The sequence below is a fragment of the Plantibacter sp. ME-Dv--P-122b genome, assembly GCF_030209375.1.
In the GTDB taxonomy this organism is placed as follows: domain Bacteria; phylum Actinomycetota; class Actinomycetes; order Actinomycetales; family Microbacteriaceae; genus Plantibacter.
In genome coordinates this window covers 50,005-69,131 of record NZ_JARVSC010000012.1, presented here as the reverse complement: position 1 = coordinate 69,131, position 19,127 = coordinate 50,005, and the positions used below count along the sequence as shown (strand labels likewise).

18 protein-coding genes and 1 tRNA gene are annotated in these 19,127 nt (G+C 69.7%); 7 read left to right on the top strand and 12 right to left on the bottom strand.

The features are described 5' to 3' along the window. Window positions 1–146 precede the first annotated feature (146 nt). A complete protein-coding gene (locus QRN19_RS18485; RefSeq protein ID WP_285028679.1) occupies window positions 147–1,061 on the top strand; it encodes a DUF4349 domain-containing protein in 915 nt (304 codons plus the stop codon). Continuing rightward, window positions 1,058–2,248 carry an acyl-CoA dehydrogenase family protein gene (locus QRN19_RS18480; RefSeq protein ID WP_285028678.1) on the top strand — a complete coding sequence of 397 codons (1,191 nt, stop codon included), beginning with the start codon at window positions 1,058–1,060 and terminating at the stop codon, window positions 2,246–2,248. The genes QRN19_RS18485 and QRN19_RS18480 overlap by 4 nt, the downstream gene beginning before the upstream one ends. A gap of 9 nt (window positions 2,249–2,257) precedes the next feature. Here the strand turns inward: QRN19_RS18480 and QRN19_RS18475 are convergent, their stop codons facing one another. Beyond that, window positions 2,258–2,536: a metal-sensitive transcriptional regulator gene (locus QRN19_RS18475; protein ID WP_064296530.1), complete on the bottom strand. Its 279-nt coding sequence runs from the start codon at window positions 2,534–2,536 to the stop codon at window positions 2,258–2,260. An 83-nt stretch (window positions 2,537–2,619) separates the two neighbouring features. On the opposite strand from QRN19_RS18475, the gene QRN19_RS18470 reads away from it, so the two are divergent. Next, on the top strand, window positions 2,620–3,897 hold the full coding sequence (locus QRN19_RS18470) for a DUF445 domain-containing protein (protein WP_175116194.1): 1,278 nt from the start codon (window positions 2,620–2,622) through the stop codon (window positions 3,895–3,897). Window positions 3,898–3,909: 12 nt separating this feature from the next. Here QRN19_RS18470 and QRN19_RS18465 read toward each other — a convergent pair whose 3' ends face one another. Beyond that, window positions 3,910–5,067: a hypothetical protein gene (locus tag QRN19_RS18465; protein WP_285028676.1), complete on the bottom strand. Its 1,158-nt coding sequence runs from the start codon at window positions 5,065–5,067 to the stop codon at window positions 3,910–3,912. Window positions 5,068–5,197: 130 nt separating this feature from the next. Between QRN19_RS18465 and QRN19_RS18460 the strand changes: the two genes are divergently transcribed. From QRN19_RS18460 to QRN19_RS18450, 3 genes are all read left to right on the top strand, one after another. After that, window positions 5,198–6,544, top strand: a complete 1,347-nt coding sequence (locus QRN19_RS18460) for an MFS transporter (protein ID WP_285028674.1) — start codon at window positions 5,198–5,200, stop codon at window positions 6,542–6,544. Window positions 6,545–6,616: 72 nt separating this feature from the next. Beyond that, window positions 6,617–7,582: an aldose 1-epimerase family protein gene (locus QRN19_RS18455; protein ID WP_502928346.1), complete on the top strand. Its 966-nt coding sequence runs from the start codon at window positions 6,617–6,619 to the stop codon at window positions 7,580–7,582. A gap of 25 nt (window positions 7,583–7,607) precedes the next feature. Further along, on the top strand, window positions 7,608–7,859 hold the full coding sequence (locus tag QRN19_RS18450; RefSeq protein ID WP_079001938.1) for a response regulator: 252 nt from the start codon (window positions 7,608–7,610) through the stop codon (window positions 7,857–7,859). 62 nt (window positions 7,860–7,921) lie between these two features. Here the strand turns inward: QRN19_RS18450 and QRN19_RS18445 are convergent, their stop codons facing one another. Then, window positions 7,922–9,382 (bottom strand): serine hydrolase domain-containing protein, encoded by a 1,461-nt coding sequence (locus QRN19_RS18445; RefSeq protein ID WP_285028673.1) that lies wholly within the window; start codon window positions 9,380–9,382, stop codon window positions 7,922–7,924. Between the two features lie 228 nt (window positions 9,383–9,610). Between QRN19_RS18445 and QRN19_RS18440 the strand changes: the two genes are divergently transcribed. Next, the gene (locus QRN19_RS18440; protein WP_242664536.1) at window positions 9,611–11,074 is read left to right on the top strand and encodes an MFS transporter; all 1,464 of its coding nucleotides are present in this window, start codon (window positions 9,611–9,613) and stop codon (window positions 11,072–11,074) included. 13 nt (window positions 11,075–11,087) lie between these two features. Here QRN19_RS18440 and QRN19_RS18435 read toward each other — a convergent pair whose 3' ends face one another. From QRN19_RS18435 to QRN19_RS18395, 9 genes are all read right to left on the bottom strand, one after another. Then, window positions 11,088–11,750 carry a MurR/RpiR family transcriptional regulator gene (locus QRN19_RS18435; protein ID WP_199862102.1) on the bottom strand — a complete coding sequence of 221 codons (663 nt, stop codon included), beginning with the start codon at window positions 11,748–11,750 and terminating at the stop codon, window positions 11,088–11,090. A 185-nt stretch (window positions 11,751–11,935) separates the two neighbouring features. Next, window positions 11,936–13,111 (bottom strand): mechanosensitive ion channel family protein, encoded by a 1,176-nt coding sequence (locus tag QRN19_RS18430; RefSeq protein WP_137242055.1) that lies wholly within the window; start codon window positions 13,109–13,111, stop codon window positions 11,936–11,938. Window positions 13,112–13,435: 324 nt separating this feature from the next. Then, window positions 13,436–14,014, bottom strand: coding sequence for an HNH endonuclease signature motif containing protein (locus QRN19_RS18425; RefSeq protein WP_285028681.1), 579 nt, complete (start codon window positions 14,012–14,014; stop codon window positions 13,436–13,438). Window positions 14,015–14,033: 19 nt separating this feature from the next. Then, window positions 14,034–14,708, bottom strand: coding sequence for a DUF222 domain-containing protein (locus QRN19_RS18420; protein ID WP_285028671.1), 675 nt, complete (start codon window positions 14,706–14,708; stop codon window positions 14,034–14,036). A 336-nt stretch (window positions 14,709–15,044) separates the two neighbouring features. After that, on the bottom strand, window positions 15,045–16,220 hold the full coding sequence (locus QRN19_RS18415) for a N(5)-(carboxyethyl)ornithine synthase (protein ID WP_285028670.1): 1,176 nt from the start codon (window positions 16,218–16,220) through the stop codon (window positions 15,045–15,047). Window positions 16,221–16,367: 147 nt separating this feature from the next. Further along, window positions 16,368–16,444, bottom strand: a tRNA-Ala gene (locus tag QRN19_RS18410). 51 nt (window positions 16,445–16,495) lie between these two features. Continuing rightward, window positions 16,496–17,143: a hypothetical protein gene (locus tag QRN19_RS18405; RefSeq protein WP_079705398.1), complete on the bottom strand. Its 648-nt coding sequence runs from the start codon at window positions 17,141–17,143 to the stop codon at window positions 16,496–16,498. A 113-nt stretch (window positions 17,144–17,256) separates the two neighbouring features. Continuing rightward, the gene (locus QRN19_RS18400) at window positions 17,257–18,282 is read right to left on the bottom strand and encodes a hypothetical protein (protein WP_285028669.1); all 1,026 of its coding nucleotides are present in this window, start codon (window positions 18,280–18,282) and stop codon (window positions 17,257–17,259) included. An 84-nt stretch (window positions 18,283–18,366) separates the two neighbouring features. After that, window positions 18,367–19,020, bottom strand: coding sequence for a GNAT family N-acetyltransferase (locus QRN19_RS18395; protein WP_086474356.1), 654 nt, complete (start codon window positions 19,018–19,020; stop codon window positions 18,367–18,369). Window positions 19,021–19,127 lie beyond the last annotated feature (107 nt).

The following is a 19,127-nucleotide window of genomic DNA, read 5'->3' as shown; positions in this document are numbered from 1 at the left end:
GACCTGATCGTGACCCGCTTCCCAGGGTCCCTGCACCTCCGCGGTGCGGCGGCTCCCTCGGGTGATGCGCGTCGCGAGACCTGATCGTGACCCGCTTCCCAGGGTCCCTGCACCTCCGCGGTGCGGCGGCTCTCTAGGGTGATGCCATGAAGCGCTCAGCAGTGACCCGTACCACCACCGTGTTCGTCTCCGCCGTCCTCGTCGGGCTCGTCCTCACGGGCTGCTCGGCCGGGTCGAGCACCGAGGCCGGCAGTGACTCGCGAGCGGCGATGCCCGCGCCCGGCCAGGTCGCCGGCGACGCGCAGGTCGGCGTCGACGGCGCCGCCTCCCCCGACCTCACCCAACAGCAGGTCGTCACGACCGGTTCGCTCACCGTCACCGCTGACGACCCGGTCAGCACCGCGACGGACGCCACTCGGATCGTCACCGAGGCGGGCGGGCGCGTCGACAGCCGCGACGAGACGCCGGGCACCTCCGACCAGGCCGCGCAGGCGACGCTGACGGTCCGCATCCCCGCCGACGACTTCGACGACGTGCTCGCGCAGCTGCAGGCGCTCGGCACGGTGAACAACCTCTCCGTGTCCGCGGTGGACGTCACGGCACAGGCCGCCGACCTCGACGCGCGGGTCACCGCCCTCCAGGCCTCGGTCGACCGACTGCTCGGACTCATGGCGGCTTCGACCACGACGGCCGACCTCCTCGCCGCCGAGACCAGCCTGTCCCAGCGGCAGGCGGAACTGGACGGGCTCGTCGCCCAGCGCGACGCGCTCGCCGATCAGGTCGACTTCTCCTCCGTGTTCGTGAGCTTCGTGGCCCCCGGCTCGGTCGCGCCGGGTGTGCCCACCGATTTCTGGGGCGGCGTGGTCGCCGGGTGGAACGCGCTCGTCGCCGCCGCCTCGGGGCTCGTCGTCGTGGTCGGCGTCCTGGTGCCGTGGCTGCTCCCCCTCGCGGTCGTCGCCGCGGTCGTGGTCCTCCTCGTCAGGTCGGGCCGTCGGCGCGCTGCTCGCCGCTCGCAGACACCTGCCACCTCGGCCGGGCCCGATGCGACAATGGACCGGTGACCGCTCAAGCGCAGCACCACCCGTCCGATCAGTCGTTCGACCCCGCCTCGATCCTCGGTGACGGGCTCGTCGAGCGCATCCGCGAACGTGCCGCCGTGGCGGACCGCGAGAACGCCTTCTTCGACGAGGACCTCGCCGAGCTGCGGGCGTGCGGCTATCTCCGGGCGTTCGTCCCCGAGGCGTTCGGCGGCCTCGGCCTCGGCCTGAGCGAGGTCACGCTGCTCCAATCCCGGCTCGCCACCGCCGCCCCGGCGACCGCCCTCGCGATCAACATGCACCTCGTGTGGACGGGTGTCGCCCGACTGCTCCACGCCCGAGGAGACGACTCGCTCCGCTTCGTCCTCGAGGGAGCTGCCGAGGACGAGCTCTACGCCTTCGGGGTGAGCGAGGCCGGCAACGACCTCGTGCTCTTCGGATCCGACACCGAAGCCCGTCCGGGCCCCGACGGTTCCTATCGGTTCCACGGACGGAAGATCTTCACCTCCCTCTCCCCTGCGTGGACCTGGCTCGGGACGACCGGGCTCGACACGACCTCGGCCGACGGTCCGAAGGTGGTCTACGGCTTCATCGAACGCTCGCGCGGCGGGTTCGAGATCCTCGACGACTGGGACACCGTCGGGATGCGCGCCAGCCAGAGCAGGACGACGCTGCTCCAGGGTGCTGAGTCGACGGCCGAGCACATCGTCCGACGCCTCGACCCGGGACCCAACCCGGACCCCATCGTCTTCGGGATCTTCGCCTGCTTCGAGACCCTCATCGCCGCCGTGTACACGGGCATCGGCGAACGCGCCCTCCGACTCGCTGTCGAGACCGCCCACCGGAAGACGTCGAAGAGGGCCGGTGGCGCGAGCTACGCGGCGGATCCCGACATCCGCCGTCGGATCGCCTCGGCCGCCATCGCCTACGACGGCATGCTGCCGCAGCTCGCAGGCATCGCCCGGGACCTCGACGACGGGGTCGACCATGGCGCGCTCTGGTTCCCGAAGCTCGTCGGGCTCAAGGTCCGCGCGACGGAGACCGCCCGCGAGGTCGTCGATCAGGCGATCCGGGTCGCCGGCGGCGGCAGCTACTTCGCCGCAAGCGAATTGGGCCGGCTGTACCGCGATGTCCTCGCCGGCATGTTCCATCCCTCCGACGACGAGTCCGCTCACGCCACCGTCGCGAACGCCTGGCTCGGGCCCGTGTGACCGCTCGGCTCAGCCGCGGTTGTTGCTGAGCTCGAAGATCCGCAGGAGCTCGCCGACGGCGGCGTCCTTGCTGTCCCCACCCTCCTCGAACATCTGCGTGACATGGGTCAGCAGGTGGTTCTCGACGAGCAGTTTGTTCAGGGAACCCAGCGACTTCTGGATGGCGAGCGACTGCGTGATGATGTCCATGCAGTAGTCCTCGTTCTCGATCATCTTCTCGAGGCCACGCATCTGGCCCTCGAGGATCTTCGTCCGGTGCAGGGCCCGCTTCTTGATGTCTTCGATCACCGGCTCAGGGTACCACCAGGGGGTACGGCGCCCTCCTCCTCCATCGGACCGGAGGACACGGTCGACGAGCCTAGGATGGGCGGATGACGAGCTCCCCCACACTCGAACTCACCGCCGCCGACGCGGACCGCGCGCGAGCCCTGCGCTCGATGAAGCGCCTCGCCACCGGACTGCTCCTCGTCATGGCGGTCATCTTCGCCGTCGCGTTCGCGCTCGAGGGACGCTACCCGTGGTTGGCGTACGTCAGGGCGGCGGCGGAAGGCGGCATGGTCGGTGCGCTCGCGGACTGGTTCGCCGTCACCGCCCTCTTCCGGCACCCGCTCGGCATCCCGATCCCCCACACGGCGATCATCCCGAAGCGCAAGGACGAGATCGGCGTCAGCCTCGGCGAGTTCGTGGAGACCAACTTCCTCTCCGAGGAGGTCGTGCGGCAGAAGCTCGCGTCCGTCTCCGTCTCGGAGAAGCTCGGCGGATGGTTGTCCGAGCCCGCGAACGCCGAACGGGTCACCGCCGAGGGCTCCATCGCCGTGCGGGGTCTCCTGGAGACACTGTCGGACGACGACGTCCGCGAGGTCATCGAGGCGTTGGCGTCCAAACACCTCATCGACCCGCAGTGGGCCCCGAACATCGGCCGTTGGGTCGAGCACATCGTCGGCGTCGGCGCGCACCACGACGCGGTCGACCTCCTCCTCGACCGCACGGGTGAGTGGCTGAGCACGAACCCGAAGGCGTTCGAACGCCTGGTCTCGAGTCGTCTGCCGACCTGGGTGCCGTCCTTCGTCGACCGGCTCGTGGACGACAAGTTGTACCGGGAGGCCGTGTCCTTCGTCCAGGCCGTCCGAGCGGACCCCGACCACCAGCTCCGTCATGCCCTCGACGGGTACCTCGGCGAACTCGCGGAGCAGCTGCAGCACGACGACGCGACCATCACCCGCTTCGAGAACGCCAAACACGAGGTCATCGACAGCCCTCGCGTCCGAGAGGTCGCCGGGAAGACCTGGACAGCCGCGAAGAGCGCGTTCCTCGAGGCCCTCGATGCTCCCGACAGCGACCTCCGCGTGCGGATCTCCGGCACCATCGCGGACTTCGGCCGGCGACTGTCGACCGACCGGGCGTTCTCCACCCGAGTCGACACCCGCGTCGCGGACGCCCTGTCCTACGTCGTCACCCGCTACCGGCACGACATCGCCAGCATCATCACCGAGACCGTCGAGCGTTGGGACGCCCGGGAGACGACCCAGAAGATCGAACTCCTCGTCGGACGCGACCTGCAGTTCATCCGCTTGAACGGCACCATCGTCGGCGCGCTCGCCGGCCTCGCGATCTTCACGGTCGCGCAGGCGGTCCTCCGCGCGTTCTGAGGACGGGAGAGGTCAGCGCTTCGGAAGCAGCTCCACGGAGATGAGGTTCACGACGTCGTTCGCGAGCAGGTCGAGCGAGGCCTGGTCCTTGCAGGTGAAGGTGAAGACGACGAGGATCCCCATCTTCGTGAGCGACCGGACGCCCCAGTAGGTGCGCTCCCCCGAGGGCTGCGTCCACGACAGGACCCGGAACTCGATGAGCCCGCCACCGCTGTTGTAGTTCAGTTGTTCGGTCGTGCCGTCCGCCTTGACGTAGTCGACACCGACGTACTTCGCCATGTAGGCGTCGCTCGACTTCTCGTCGTCTCCGACCGCGATCTCGTCAGGCGTCAGCGCGATGTCGCCGAGTCCGACGTCGCAGGAGGTCGCCGCGTTCCGGTAGATCTCGACGCCGTTCCTGTCCGGACCGATCGCCGCCCAGGACGAGTCCAGGTCGTTCGTCAGGTAGGCCGTCCATTCGGCGGGGACGTCCTGCCCTGCGGCGAAGTCGAGGTCGGGCGGGATGGAGACGTAGGTCTTCGTCGGCTCCGGCGTCGAGTCCGTCTCCGTGGGCGTCGGAGAAGCGGTCTTCGTCGGGGTGGCCGAGCGGGTGGGGCTCGGGTCCGCGACCGGTGCGCCACCCTGCGTGAGCACGAGGGCGACGACGGTGATGATCGCCGCCAACACGAGCGGGACACCGACGGCGAGGGCGATGATGAGCCCCGTCCGCTTGCGCTTCGGGGCACCGGGAGGCGGCGGCTGCTGGCCGTAGCCGGAAGGGCCCTGCGGTGGCTGCTGCTGGTACGGGTGCTGTTGCGGCTGATACGGCTGCTGCGGCTGACCGTAGGGCGGTTGCTGCGGCTGCGGCTGTCCACCGGAGGGGTTCTGCTGCCCGCCATACGGGTTCTGCTGGTACGGGTTCTGCTGCCCGCCATACGGGTTCTGCTGGTATGGGTTCTGCTGCTGGCCGTGCGGGTTCTGCTGCTGCGGTCCCTGCCCGTAGGGCGGCTGTTGTGGCTGCTGGCCGTATGGGTTCTGCTGCTGCCGTCCCTGCCCGTACGGCGGCTGTTGCTGCTGTCCATATGGGTTCTGCTGCTGGTCGTATGGCTCCTGCTGCGGCTGCTGACCCGTCGGCCATTGCGGCGGGCGGCCGTCGGGCTGCTGCGGGTCGGGAGGCGGTGCATCGGTCACGGGAGTGGCCTTTCGACGGAACGGCGGGCGGAGCGGGTGAACTGCCCGGTCGCACGCCTGCAGTTCGATGCCGTCAGCCTATCTGCGACGGACCGGCGTCGGTGGGCACATCCTGCACCAGAATGGTGACGTGTCCACCGCCCCCACCACACCCCGCACCCGCAGCGAGCGCCTCGACGCGCTCCCGTTCACCAAGGCCCACGGGCGACTGCTCGTCGGTTCCGGCGTCGGCTGGGCCCTCGACGCCATGGACGTGGGACTCGTGTCCTTCGTGCTCGCCCAACTCGCCGTGCAGTGGCGGCTCGGGAACACGGAGCTCTCCTGGATCGCCTCCGCCGGGTTCCTCGGTATGGCCATCGGTGCGACGCTCGGCGGTCTGCTCGCCGACCGGGTCGGTCGGCGCCACGTCTTCGCGATCACCCTGCTCGTGTTCGGCATCGCGACGGGCGCGTCGGCCCTCGCCTGGGGACTCGGCGTCCTCATCGTGCTGCGGTTCATCGTCGGCCTCGGACTCGGCGCCGAGCTGCCCGTCGCCTCGACCCTCATGAGCGAGTTCGCCCCGCCACGGATCCGCGGGCGGATCATCGTGTTCCTGGAGGCGTTCTGGGCCATCGGGTGGATCGCCGCCGCCCTCATCGGCTACCTGGTCGTGCCGACGAGCGACGACGGGTGGCGCTGGGCCCTCGCCATCGGCGCGTTGCCCGCGGTCTACGCGGCCATCGTGCGGACGAGGCTCCCCGAGTCGGTGCGTTTCCTCGAGTCGCGTGGGCGCCACCGCGAGGCCGAGGCCGTCGTCCGCGAGTTCGAGGCCTCGGCCGGCGTCGCCCACCCGCAGGCCGCCGACGACACCAGCACGGACAGCCCCGTCAGCACCGGCCTCTCGACCGGCGAGCGCCTCCGTGGACTGTGGGTGGCCACGCACCGCCGCGACACCGGATCGCTGTGGATCGTGTGGTTCTGCGTCAACTTCTCCTACTACGGTGCGTTCATCTGGATCCCGACGATCCTCGTCGAATCCGGCTTCTCGCTCGTCCGGTCCTTCGGGTTCACCCTCATCATCACCCTGGCCCAGATCCCGGGCTATGCCGTCTCGGCGTGGCTGATCGAGGCCTGGGGCCGGAAGCAGACCCTTGCGACCTTCCTCGCGGGTTCCGCGGTGTCGGCGGTCCTGTTCGGCACGGCGACGACCGAACCGATGATCATCGTGTTCGGCATGTGCCTGTCCTTCTGCAACCTCGGCGCCTGGGGCGCCCTGTATGCGACGACCCCGGAGCTGTATCCGACGGCGCTCCGTGCGACGGGGGCGGGGTGGGCCGCCGGCATCGGCCGTATCGCCTCGATCATCGCCCCGCTGTCGGTACCGGCGCTCCTCCTCGGAGGGAACACCCTGCTCTTCTCCGTGTTCGCCGCATTCTTCGTCGTCGCCGCGGTCGCCGCCCTGTTCCTCTCGGACATGCGCGGCCGCTCCCTCGACTGAGCCGCGTCCCACCCCTCGACCCGCACCGCCAGTCGGCCGGGTCGGTCGGCGTCGATGCGACAGAATGGGGCCGTGACCGAATCCGCCAGCACCGTGTCCCCGTCCGCCTCCGTCGACCGACGTCCGATCTCGGGACGTCGTGTCGATCTCGAGCACGGTGCGTACACCGCGTCGATCGCCTCGGTCGGTGCCTCCCTGCGGTTCCTGCGGTACGACGGCCGAGACCTCGTGGTCCCGTTCGACGCGGAGGAGGTCCGTCCGGCGTTCCGCGGTGCGATGCTCGCCCCATGGCCCAACCGCGTCGTCGACGGCCGCTACACCTTCGCCGGCGTCGACCACCAGCTCGCGCTCACCGAACCGAGTCGCGGGCACGCCCTCCACGGGCTGGCCGCCTGGGCGGAGTGGGACCTCGTGTCGTCGAGCGCAGCGTCGGCGGCGTTCCGCGTGGTCATCGAAGCGCAGGAGGGCTATCCGTTCCGCGTCCAGGTCACGGCGACCTACACGCTCGACGACGATGGACTCCGCACCGACGTCGAGGCGCTGAACCTCGGCGACGTCGACGCCCCGTACGGCACCGGACCGCACCCCTATCTCGTCGCGGGCGAGGGACGCGTCGACGACTGGACGCTCGAGCTGCCCGCCGCCGAGGTGCTCACCGTCACGCCCGACCGGCTCATCCCGGTCTCGCTGGAGCCGGTCGACACGGCGCCGACGGAACACTTCGACTTCCGGGCACCCCGGCCCATCGGTGACACCTTCATCGACCATGCGTACACGGCACTCGACCGCGACGCCGACGGCCGGGTCACGGTGCGGGTGACGACACCGTCCGGCAGCGGCGTAGCGATGCACTGGGGTGATGGTCTGCCCTGGGTCCAGGTGCACACGGCCGATCAGCCCGTCGCGGAGCTGAACCGACTGGGGCTCGCCGTCGAGCCGATGACCTGTCCCCCTGACGCCTTCTCGACCGGGACCGACCTCGTCGTCCTGGCTCCCAATACACCACACCGGGTGTCCTGGACCATCGCAGCACTCTGACAGTCGTCGGGGCTAGGCTGGCGACATGTCACAGACTCTTGCGAAACTCACCGGCGGCCCGCTCGACAGCGAGATCATCCCGCTCGAAGACGGTCAGGACGGCGAGCTCGTCCTGCCCTACGGCGAAGGCCAGCTCATCTACCGTCCCGTCGGCGAAGCGACGAACACCGGCGACCACGACGGCCCGACGACGACCGACTACGAGTACGTCGAGTCGACGGAGGACATCTCCCCGACGAACCGCAACGGCAACGGCGACGACGACTCGATCGGCTGAACCGAACCACCCTGTTCCATCTGAACGCCGGTAGCTGAGCCTCAGCTGCCGGCGTTCGGCGTTCACTCGCCCTGGTCGTCGACCGTCACGGCGAAGGTCTGGACGCGGAGCGGAAGCACGGGTGTCATCCGGACCTCCAGGCGGAGGCGACCCTCCGTCCCCTCGACGAACCAGACCAGGTGGTCCGGCGAATCGCAGATCGGCGTCGCGCGCCCCGAAGCCACCTCGGCGATGCCACCGACGGCGGTGACAGCGGCGTCGACCGCCTCGCGTCGCTCCTCCAGTGGCCGGTCGAGGGCGACGTTCTCGGCGAACAGCGACGCGGCGACGCGGTCGTCCCAGTGCGACAGCAGGCCGGTCGCGGTCATCGACGCCACGAGGGTCTCCGGCCAGGGGCGGATCGCCGGTTCCGGCAGCTCACCGGTGGCCTGTGCGCTGGCGATCGCCAGCCGTAGGGCCTGTTCAGCGGGCTTCGCCACGGCCGCGTAGCCGGCGTTCTCGAGGGCGACGACGCCGAACCCCGATGCCGGGTGCCACCGCATGTGTGCGCTGTAGCCGGGGTAGCCGCCGGAGTGCGAGACGAGCGTCCCGAGGTCGGCGTCCTCCTCGACGAACAGGCCGAAGCCGTAACCGAGCGTCAGCCTCGGCGGCAGGTCGTCGACCGCGGGCCGCGGCGGAGCCAGCCGGTGCAGCTGCTGCATCTCGCGTCGGCTGGCGCTCGACAGCGGTCCGGTCTCGTCCCCGGTCCACGCGCCGTCGAGCCAGCGTACCCATCCGATCAGGGTGGAGGCCGAGGCGAACAGCCCGCCGATCGAGGAGAAGACCCCGGGGCCGGAGAACGGGACCTCGACGAATCGACCGTCCTCGTCGGCGGCCTGTTCGCGGCGGACACGATGACCGGTCGCCGTGACCGCCCCGTCGCCCTCGGGGCGCTCGAACACGGCGCCGAGCCCGAGCGGCTCCAGCAGGAGCGAGGTCACCGCATCGATGTACGACCCTCCGGTCACACGCTCGATGACCTGCCCGAGCAACGCGTAGCCGAGATTCGAGTAGGAGAACGCCGTCCCGGGTGTCGTGACGCATCGCACGCCGCGCACGAGCACCCGCCGGAACTCGTCCACACTGATCGACTCCTGGCGGTCACCCCACGGATCGTCCGTTCCGAGCCCACCCGACATCGTCAGGAGCATCCGCACGGTCGGCCGGACGGCCATCCCGTCAGGGAGCACCGGCGCGAAGTCCGGCACGAACCCATCCACGGGCGCGTCCAGGTCGAGGCGCCCGGCGTCGCGGAGGATGAGGAGCACGGCCGCGGTGAAGCTCTTCGTGCAGGAGGCTATGCGGAACAGCGTGTCGGCGTCAGGCACCGGACCGCCCACGTCGACCCCGCCGAACCCCTGCTCGAACCTGACCCGCTCGCGGTCGAACACGGCGACGTACGACCCCGGGGCGACCCCGGAGCTGATGCGGTCCTCGAAGACCTGCGTGATGTCCGTCTCGGTGCTGTCCTCGACCAGGTGCATGCCGCCTCCTCCTCGACGGCCGTCGGCAGCCGTCCGCGATCTCGTCGCGCTTCGAGCGTACGACCATTCCGCGCCACCGATCACCGTGGGGCGGCTGCCGGGCGTAGGGTGCTCCTCCGTCAGGAGGAAGTCAAGGGGCGACGATCCGCTGCGTCGGAACGCCGCCGCGGGAGTAGCGTCATCTCCCGGATCGACCGTCGACGGGACGGCCGTGGAAGGAGTCATTCCATGTCGAGCACGTCGACCTCCGGGCAGCCGGCCCCGGTCCGGAGCCTCGTCCCCGCCAGGATGGACCGATTGCCGTGGACCCGGTTCCACTGGATGATCGTCGTCGGTCTCGGTTTCTCGTGGGTGCTGGACGGCCTCGAGATCCAGATCGTCGCCTCCGCCGGGTTCCAGAAGTCGCTGGGCCTCTCGGCGGCGGAGGTCGGTCTCCTCGGAACGATCTACCTGCTCGGTCAGGTGACGGGCGCCCTCGTCTTCGGTCGCATGGCGGACCGCCTCGGCCGCAAGAAGCTCTTCATCCTGACCCTCGCGATCTACCTCGTGGCGAGCGGCATCGCGGGCCTGTCCCCCACGTTCTGGTTCCTCGCCATCTTCCGGTTCTTCGCCGGCATGGGCATCGGCGGCGAGTACGCGGCGATCAACTCGGCCATCGACGAACTCATCCCGTCGAAGTACCGCGGGCACGTCGACATCGCCATCAACGGCACCTACTGGGGTGGCGCCGCCCTCGGATCGGCGGCGAACCTGTTCCTGCTGAACACCGACTACTTCGCCGAGGACGTCGGCTGGCGCATCGGGTTCTTCATCGGGCCGGTCCTCGGTCTCGCCATCATCTTCCTGCGACGCCACATCCCCGAGAGTCCGCGGTGGCTCATGACGCACGGTCGGGAACAGGAGGCGGAGGCAACGGTCGACGACATCGAGGCGACCGTCCGCAAGCAGGGCGGGACGATCGAGCCGGTCGACGAATCGAAGGCGCTCACCGTCCAGGCCCAGGGCCACATCCCGATCCGGACCATCTTCGGGGTGCTCTTCTCGAAGTACCCGAAGCGAACCTTCGTCGGCCTCGCGATGATGATCACCCAGTCGTTCCTGTACAACGCGATCTTCTTCACCTACGCACTCGTCCTCCAGAACTTCTACGGCACGAGCCCGTCGTCCACGCAGTACTACTTCTTCCCGTTCGCGATCGGCAACCTGCTGGGCCCACTCCTCCTCGGCAGGCTGTTCGACACCTGGGGTCGTCGCCAGATGATCTTCCTCACCTACGGGGTCTCCGGAGCGGTCCTGGCCGTGTCGGCGGTGCTCTTCAACGCCGGTGCGCTCGATGCGACCACGCAGACGATCTTCTGGTGCGTCTCGTTCTTCTTCGCCTCCGCCGGTGCGTCCAGCGCCTACCTGACCGTGAGCGAGATCTTCCCCCTCGAACTCCGCAGCCAGGTGATCGGCTACTTCTTCGCGATCGGGCAGATCGCGGGTTCGGTCGCGCCCCTGCTCTACGGGATCCTGATCGGCGACGGCACCGACCGCGGTCCGCTCACCGTGGGCTACTTCGTCGGCGCAGGTGTGATGGTCCTCGGCGGGTTGATCGCCCTCATCTTCGGCGTCGACGCCGCGCGGAAGTCCCTCGAGGACATCACGGAACCCCTGTCGATCGTGCGCGAGGGGAAGGGCTCGGGAAGCTGATCCCGGTCCGCGTTCAATCCTCGGCGGAGACGTAGACCCCGAGCGTCTCGGCGAGGCGCTCCCGCTCCACCGCCCGACGGCCGGCGCCCTTGGCGCTGGCCGTCGTGAGTGTGGCGAGGACGTGCAGGGTGAGCGCGATCCCGATCGAAGAACTCGGGTGTCCGTCCTCGGCACGGCCGAGCACGATCGTCTCGTCGGCGTACGGGGTCAGCGGGGCGTCCGGGGCGTCGGTGATGAGCACGAGGCTGCCTCCCGCCTCGGCGAACGGGACGACGGAGTCGATCGTGTACTTCCGGTACCGCTGCAGCGACACGGCGATCATGACGTCGCTCGTCCGCACGTCGCTCAGCACGTCGAGGGGACGCACGATGGTGCCGTCGATGAGCGTGACGTTCGCGAGGCCATAGCTGAGGTCCGCGGCGAGGAGGGACGCGTAGGTGAACGACTTCGACGCCCCGATGAGGAACCGTCGCCGGGCGGAGACGATGAGGGCCGCTGCGCGTTCGAGGGCGCCGTCCGCCTTCGCCGAGGCGAGGGACTCCTCGAACTGCTTGCGTTCCTGTTCGAGGAGTCGGTGCTTCAGGACGGACGCGGAGCGTCGTTCGAGACGCTGCTCCGGGCGTTCGCCGGGGACGGCGGTGTCCTCATCGGTGAGGAAGAGGGTGTCGTCGTTCACGCGCGGTCTCCTTCGCATGCCGTCACCGGGGTTCGGGCCGGCGCCGTCCGTTCGTGTCGGCAGCAGCACCGACGGCCCGCCGGCAGGTCACCCGGCGAGGTTCCCTTGATGGTAGCGATGGGAAGCGCATACAGGATCGCCGGAACGGCAACGATTCGGTGCACACGCGTCCGGTCGGGCGACGGTCAGCGTTCGGGCTCGTCGTCCAGGTCGGGCAGGGTGATCGAGGACGTGAAGAGGCTCGCGCGCTGTTCGGCCTCGGCACTGCCGCTGAACAGCCCGACGGGCTCGGTGACCGGCCCGCCGCGCTTCGGCACCGGACGAGGCTCCTGCTCGACCATCTGCACCCGGTTGCGCGGGATCGCCGACGGGTTCTGCGCGAGGATCCACTCGACCATCTGCTCGCGCACGAGGCACCGGAGGTCGAAGAGGGTCGGTGCGTCCACCGCGGTGACGAGGATGCGGATGCGCACGTAGCCGCCGACGGCGTCCGTGACCTGCAGGACCTGCGCGCGGCCGTCCCAGAGGTCGGTGCGGTCGAGGATGCGCTCCAGCTCGGTCCGCATGACCGCGGGGCTCACCCACCAGTCGAGGTCGAACTCGACCGACCCGAGCAGCTCGCTCGTGTTCCGCGTCCAGTTCTGGAAGGGCGTGGAGGTGAAGTAGGTGGACGGGAGCACCATGCGGCGATCGTCCCAGATGCCCACCACGACGTAGGTGAGGGTGATCTCCTCGATCCGGCCCCACTCCCCCTCGACGATGACGACGTCGTCGACCCGGATCGCATCGCTGAAGGCGAGCTGGATCCCGGCGAACACGTTCCCGAGGACGGACTGCGCCGCGAGACCGGCGACGATGCTCACGACACCGGCGGAGGCCAGCACGCTCGCCCCGACGCCCTGGACCCCGGGGAACGTCAGGAGGATCGAGGCGACACCCACGATGACGACGACCGCGATCGCCAAGCGTCGGACGAGCGCAAGCTGCGTCTGCATCCGGCGAGCGACCTTGTTGTTCGGGACGTCGATGCGGTACCGGGCCTGCCCGAGTCCGATGACGAAGGCGAGCAGCGCGGCGACCAGCCATGTGGCCGCGGCGATGACGGCGATCCGGAAGGTCTGGTCGACGAACCCGCGGGTGTTCTCATCGGGGAGCGTCGCCGCCACCGCCAGCCACACCGCCACCAGGATCACGAGCGCCCGGAACGGGTGACGCGCACTCCCGGCGAGCGCTCCCGGCCACTCGCTCCGCCGCGCCGCCATCCGGAAGGAGACCGACACGATCACGATGACGACGAGCGCCGCGATCAGTGCGATCCCGGCTGCTGCTGCGACACCCCACCAGCTCTGCCAAACGAACATCCATGCCTCCTCGAGCCGGTCGTGCATTTCAGGTTCCTGCGCCGACTGATGCCGCACGCGCAAGCGTCCAGCGTAGGGGCGGGTGCATCCCGCGCTCGACCGCTTGCGCGGCCTGCCACGAACCTCTCAGGCCGGGTCCGCGCGTCCGCCGCGTCCCACGTGGACCGAGCGAACTTCCCCGTGCGCCGAGGAGACACGGCCCAGACTGCCCTTCGAAAGGCTCAGGGACCGGAACCTGCCGAGCAAACCTCTTCCGGTCACTGAGAACCTCCCCCGGTCACTGAGCTTGTCGAAGTGCCCACGAACAGGCATCATCATTCCGATTCAGAACGGCGCCGGATCCGGTTCTGTCCGGTGGTGCTTCCCGTCAGGTGTCGTCCAGTTGAGGACCCCGCCGGGTCCGTGGTCGAGGTTCCACCCGGGGAGATGTTTCATCCGGTGGTGATGTCGGCAGAGGCAGGCGAGGTTCCCGACGTCCGTCGTGCCGCCGTCCTCCCATGCGACGGAATGGTCGAGGTCGCAGGCCCGAGCGCGTCTGCCGCAGCCCGGTGCCCGACAGGTGCCGTCCCGCAGCCGGACTGCGCGCTGCAGATCAGCCGGGACCCGGTACTGATTCCGGCCGACGGAGAGCACCGCACCCGTTTCCGGCTGAACCAGAATCCGAGTGAAGCTGGGCGCGTTCACCGCAATACGTGCGGCGGTCTCCGGGTCGATCGGGCCGTACCCGTCGAGGGTGGCCGGGGCGTCGCTCACGCCGGCCATGCTGAGCGCCGGGACCGTGATCTGCACGGTCGGCTTGATGTGCTCCTGGACCTCGATCGGGTGCGGAAGCACGGGGCTCGACGCCACGTCTTCCGGGGTCACGCCAGTGAGCGCGAGCGCCGCGAGGGCGTCCGCCTGCAGCTGGGCGCACGTCCGGGTGTCACCGGCATTGCGCGATTCCGCGGGCCGCTGTTTCGACCCGCTCGATGATGCCCTGCGCGATGGGTGCGGTCGTGAAGAGGTGCACCCACGCCATGCCGTCGGCTGCGGGCTCGAACTCGACCCGGCGGTCCGATTCGGAACGCTTCGAGCGGGATGTGATCGACTCCGGGTGCAGACGCTCGCGAAGGACCCGAGCTCGCCTGCGGAGCTCTGCATCGGTGGTCTGCTCCGCGACCGGGAGCACCGTGGCGAGGAACACGGCCCGCCCGTCGGCGGGCACGTCGCAGAGCTGGTCGGTGATCGTCTTGGCGTGCCGAGCCGAGATACTGCCCGCCTCGAGCGACGCGAGCACGGCCGGTGCGCCGTTGACGAGTACTTCTGCGTCGTTCGTCGCCCGCTGCACCGTCTGCTCCGGCGTGCGGGCAGCCATCGCGAGCGCCGCACACGTGGAGCGACGGGACAGCGCACGGCGCTCGGCGGGCGGGAACGCGGCCGGTACGACCGTGTCGGCGAAGACGTCGGCGTAGGCCGCAGACCGGGCCAGGAGCCGAGCCGTTCGGGCAGCCAGCACAGCCTGCTGCCGGCAGATCTCCGCGTACTCGTCCGAGAACTCCGCGAGCTGCGCGGCGTACTCGTCGTTCGCGCGGATCGCGGCGGCGGTGGTCTCGGTCATGGAACCAGTCCACCATGGACCACTGACATTCCAGATGCCGAGTCGAGCCGATTGAAGAAGTCGCTCGTGCACCCTTCGACAAGCTCAGGGACCGGAAGGAGTTACTCAGGGACCGGAGGGAGTCACTCACGGACCGGAGGACGTTCATCGGTTTCGTCCGGTCACCGGGCTGCCCTCCGACGAGCCCGGAGACCGGAGGGTTCCGGGTAGACCATCCCCGGTCACTGAGCCTGTCGAAGTGCCCACGAGAGGCCTCCTGAGCGAGGGTGCCTCCGTCGGAGGTTCGCCGAGAGACCCGCCGCGGCCCCACCGCTTGGGCGGTCGGCCACGTACCGATCAGCCCGGCAGGACCTCGTGCGGATACTCGGCCGACCGGTGCTGGAACTCGGTGATCGCGGGGTTGCGGATGACGCCGTCCTGGATCTCGACAGCCCGTTGGACGGTCAGGCTGTCGACCCAGGCGTCCGGTCCGGCTAGAACGGTGGGCAGGAACGGCAACAGCGCCTCGCTGTTCTCCCAGCTGGACGAGTTCCACAGGAGTGACGGACTGTGGTCGACCGCGTAGTAGTTGATCTCCCCACGCCCGACGGTGAACATCGGGTCGTCGAACCCGGTCGTGCGCGCCCACTCGAAGGCCATCCCCTCGTCGCAGGAGACGTCCACGATGAGGCTCCCGGGCCGGAACGCGCCGAGGTCGTCCTCGCGGAGGTAGAGCAGCGGTGCGTTGGGGTCCTGCAGCGTGCAGTTGACGACGATGTCGCTCTCCGCCAGGAAGGGCGCGAGCGGCACGCGACCCTCGTCGGTGATGACCTCGCTGAGATACGGGCCGTCGTCGTGGTCGAACTGGATCATGCGGGCGGAGTGGATGGGTGCCGCGACCGCCGCGACCCGACGGTTGGTGAGCACGCGCACGTCGTGGATGCCGTGAGCGTTGAGTGCGGTCACGGCACCTCGGGCGGTCGCGCCGAAGCCGATGACCACGGCGGTGAGACGACGGCCGTAGCTGCCGGTGGACCCGCAGAGCTCGAGTGCGTGGATCACCGAGCTGTAGCCGGCGAGCTCGTTGTTCTTGTGGAAGACGTGCAACCCGAAACTGCCGTCGGCAGCCCAGTGGTTCATCGCCTCGAAGGCGATCAGGGTGAGCCGTTTGTCGATCGCGAGCTGGGTGAGTGCGGTGTCCTGGACGCAGTGCGGCCAGCCCCAGAGCGTCTGTCCGTCGCGGAGCTCCTGGACGTCCTCGAGCTGCGGTTTCGGCAGGAGGACGACGTCGGCCTGCGCGATGACCTCGGCGCGCGTCGCGAACGAGCCGACGTAGGGCGCGATCTCCTCGTCGGAGACGCCGAACCGGGCACCGTAGCCGTGCTCCACGACGATCCGGGACCGGAACTCCTCCGGGATGCGCTCGAAGTGCGCCGGGTGGATCGGTACGCGTCGTTCGTCGGGCTTCAGCGAGGTGCCGATCACCCCGAGGACGGCGTCGTGCTGCACGGTCGGTTCGGATGCTGCTGGCATGACTGCTCGTCCCGTTCACGGGAACCGAAGCGGCGCCGTGCTCCCGACCGTACAGGACGCCGGGCGCCGCCGACACGGGACCGGACGTTGCCGACACCCGGAAACACGACAACCCCGCACCGTGAGGTGCGGGGTTGTCGTTGCAGCTGGTGGACCCAAGGGGATTCGAACCCCTGACCCCCTCGATGCGAACGAGGTGCGCTACCGGACTGCGCCATGGGCCCAACTACTCGTCCAGGCTAGCAGAACCGGCGAGCCGTTTCGAACCGGCCGCGCTAGTCCTCGTACGGGTTCGGGCCGTCGTCGACCGGCATGCTGCCGTCCTTCGGATTGGCGGCGATGAGGGCAGCGAGGTCGAGATCGCGGAACCAGCGGAGCCGCTGGCTCCGGGCACGCCGATAGTGCTCGTCGACGACCGGCTCGTCGAGGACCCGGTCGAGCTTCGCCTGGATGGCGCGCTCCAAGTCGCCCCACGCACGCTCACGAGCGGACTCCGCGATCGCCGCGACGAACTCCTCGTCCTTGCTCACCCGACGGAGTTCGGCGGCGAGCCCCGAGTACACCTCACGGCGACGGGACAGGGCACTCAGGTCGCCCGCGCGGTAGTCGTGCTGGTGACGAGCACTCCCCCGCCGCTGGAACGCCGTCTGGCGCGCCTCCCGTGCGAGGTCGGCGTACTCCTCCTGCTCGTCAGCCATGCGTCCCAGCTCGCGCCGGACAGCCGCCTGCGTCGCCTCGGCGTCGTAGGACGCGCCATCGCGGAGTGCACGCTCGATGATCCAGTTCGTGACCTCGACCACGGTCCAGGACCGCGCGATGAGGAGGCCTTCCTCGACCGCGTGCTCGACCGGCGGCGGAGCCACCTCAGGGGGCGCGACGTAGGGCTTCATCGGCTTCCGCCGGCTCTTCCGCCACACGCCCATGGTCACCTTTCGCGTTCCAGGGCGTCGACGAGAACCGAGCGACGAACCCCCTCGACGAGTCTATCCGTCGCCGGTGGCCGGTTCATGAACGACCGGACGGGCGCGATCGAGGCTCAGCCCGCAGCGCGGCGACGCTGCAGCAGGGTGGAGCCGCCGGCGGCGATCTCGCCCTCGTCGATGACGCCCATCGAGGCGAAACGACTCGGAGCCGGCTGCGGTTCGACGCGCTCGGGCTGCGGGGCGGCGACGGGCTCCGGACGACGGACGATCGTCGGCACGACCGGCGCGAGACGCTCGGCGCGGGAGGCGATGGCCTCCTGCATGGCCGCCTGGCGCAGGCGATCGTAGGCGTCGGCCTTCGCCAGTTCAGCGGCAGCCGACGAGCCCTCGGAGAGGTGGAGCGGCTTCGGGATGGACGTCGGGGTCCAGGTCTGCGCCTGCGATGCCGCCTTGACGGGCTCGTTGTACTCGAAGAGCGCCGACTCGACACGCCTGGTGGTGACCGCGACCGCCGGTACCGGCGCGACGGCGCGGTGGGCGATACGCGACATCCGGGAGAGGGCCGACAGGGCGAGCAGCCCGACGACCGTGGACGAGAGACCGAGGACGAGGCCGCCACCGGCGAGGAACGCGGTCACGCCGGAGCAGAAGCCGATGATCGAGGCGACCAACACGGTGGTCGCGAGCAGCCTGGAGCGACGACGGCTCCGCGCGAGCTTCGCCGCTCGGGCGTTGCGCTGCACGGCACGGGCTGCGGCAGCGGCTGCGCGACGTGCGTCCTCGGCGGCACGAGCAGCGGCTTCGGCCTGAACGGCCCTGGCCTCCTCCTCGCGACGGATACGGTCGGCTTCGGCGAGTTCGACACGTGCCGCGGCCTCCGCGGTCGCCTTCGTCCTGGCCTCGAGCTGCTTGAGCAACTTGCGCTGCGCGGCCACCTCACGCGATGTCGCCTCGAGCCGGACGGCCTCCGGGACCTCAGCCGTCTCGGCGAGCACACGGAGCGTCTGCTGCAGCCGGATCGCGTTGCGCTCGCTGGCGGAGAACTGACTGTCACGCACCCACGACGGCACCAGGTACACCAGCCACAGCATCGCTGCGACCAGAATGATCACCCCACCGCTCAGGAATCCGCCGTCCATGTCCCTGACCGTAGCGGGTGCAACGTCCGGAGACGGGCAGTCGTCGGGTGTGTCCCCGGATAGAGGGGGAAAACGGCTACCGGGTCAGCGGGTGGGGAACGGCGACGCGGCCGCGAGACGGTCCGCCTCGGGGATCACGCACGCGTCCTTCGGCACCTGGCCGTCCAACCACCGGTTCAGGACGCCGCCCGGGACCTCCTCGCGGACGAGGCCGAAACAGAAGTGGTCGCGCCAGTCGCCGTCGATGTGGATGAAGCGGCGCCGCAGTCCCTCGTACCGGAACCCGAGCTTCTCGACGACCCGCAGGCTCGGAGCGTTCTCGGGCCGGATGCAGATCTCCAGACGATGGAGCTGCAGGGCGGTGAAGCAGTGGTCGGTGGCCAGGGCGGTCGCGATCGGCGTGGCGCCGAGCCCCGCGAACCGCTGGGAGACCCAGTAGCCGATCGACGCCGAGGCCAGGGAACCGTAGGTGATGCCGGAGACGTTGAGCTGGCCGGCGAACTCCCCGTCGACCTCGATGACGAACGGGAGGCCGGCGCCCGAGCGCGCGTGGTTCTGCAACGACCGGATCGCCGCACGGCTGTCGGCCGGGACCGGGCCGTAGGGGCTCGTCGCCTCCCAGCGGCGCAACCAGGCTCGGTTCTCCGCCAGCTCGCGCTCGAGCGGCCTCGCGTCACGGACCTTGATGGGCCGGATGCTCACTCGCCCACTGCTCAGAACGGGTACGACCTGCGCCACCGTGCCACCCCTCTCGCGTTCTGTGGTGAGCCTAGTGGAGCGCTCACCGATGCACCGACACCACGTCGCCGACAGCATCGCGCCCCGAGATCCGCTGCTGCGGACCC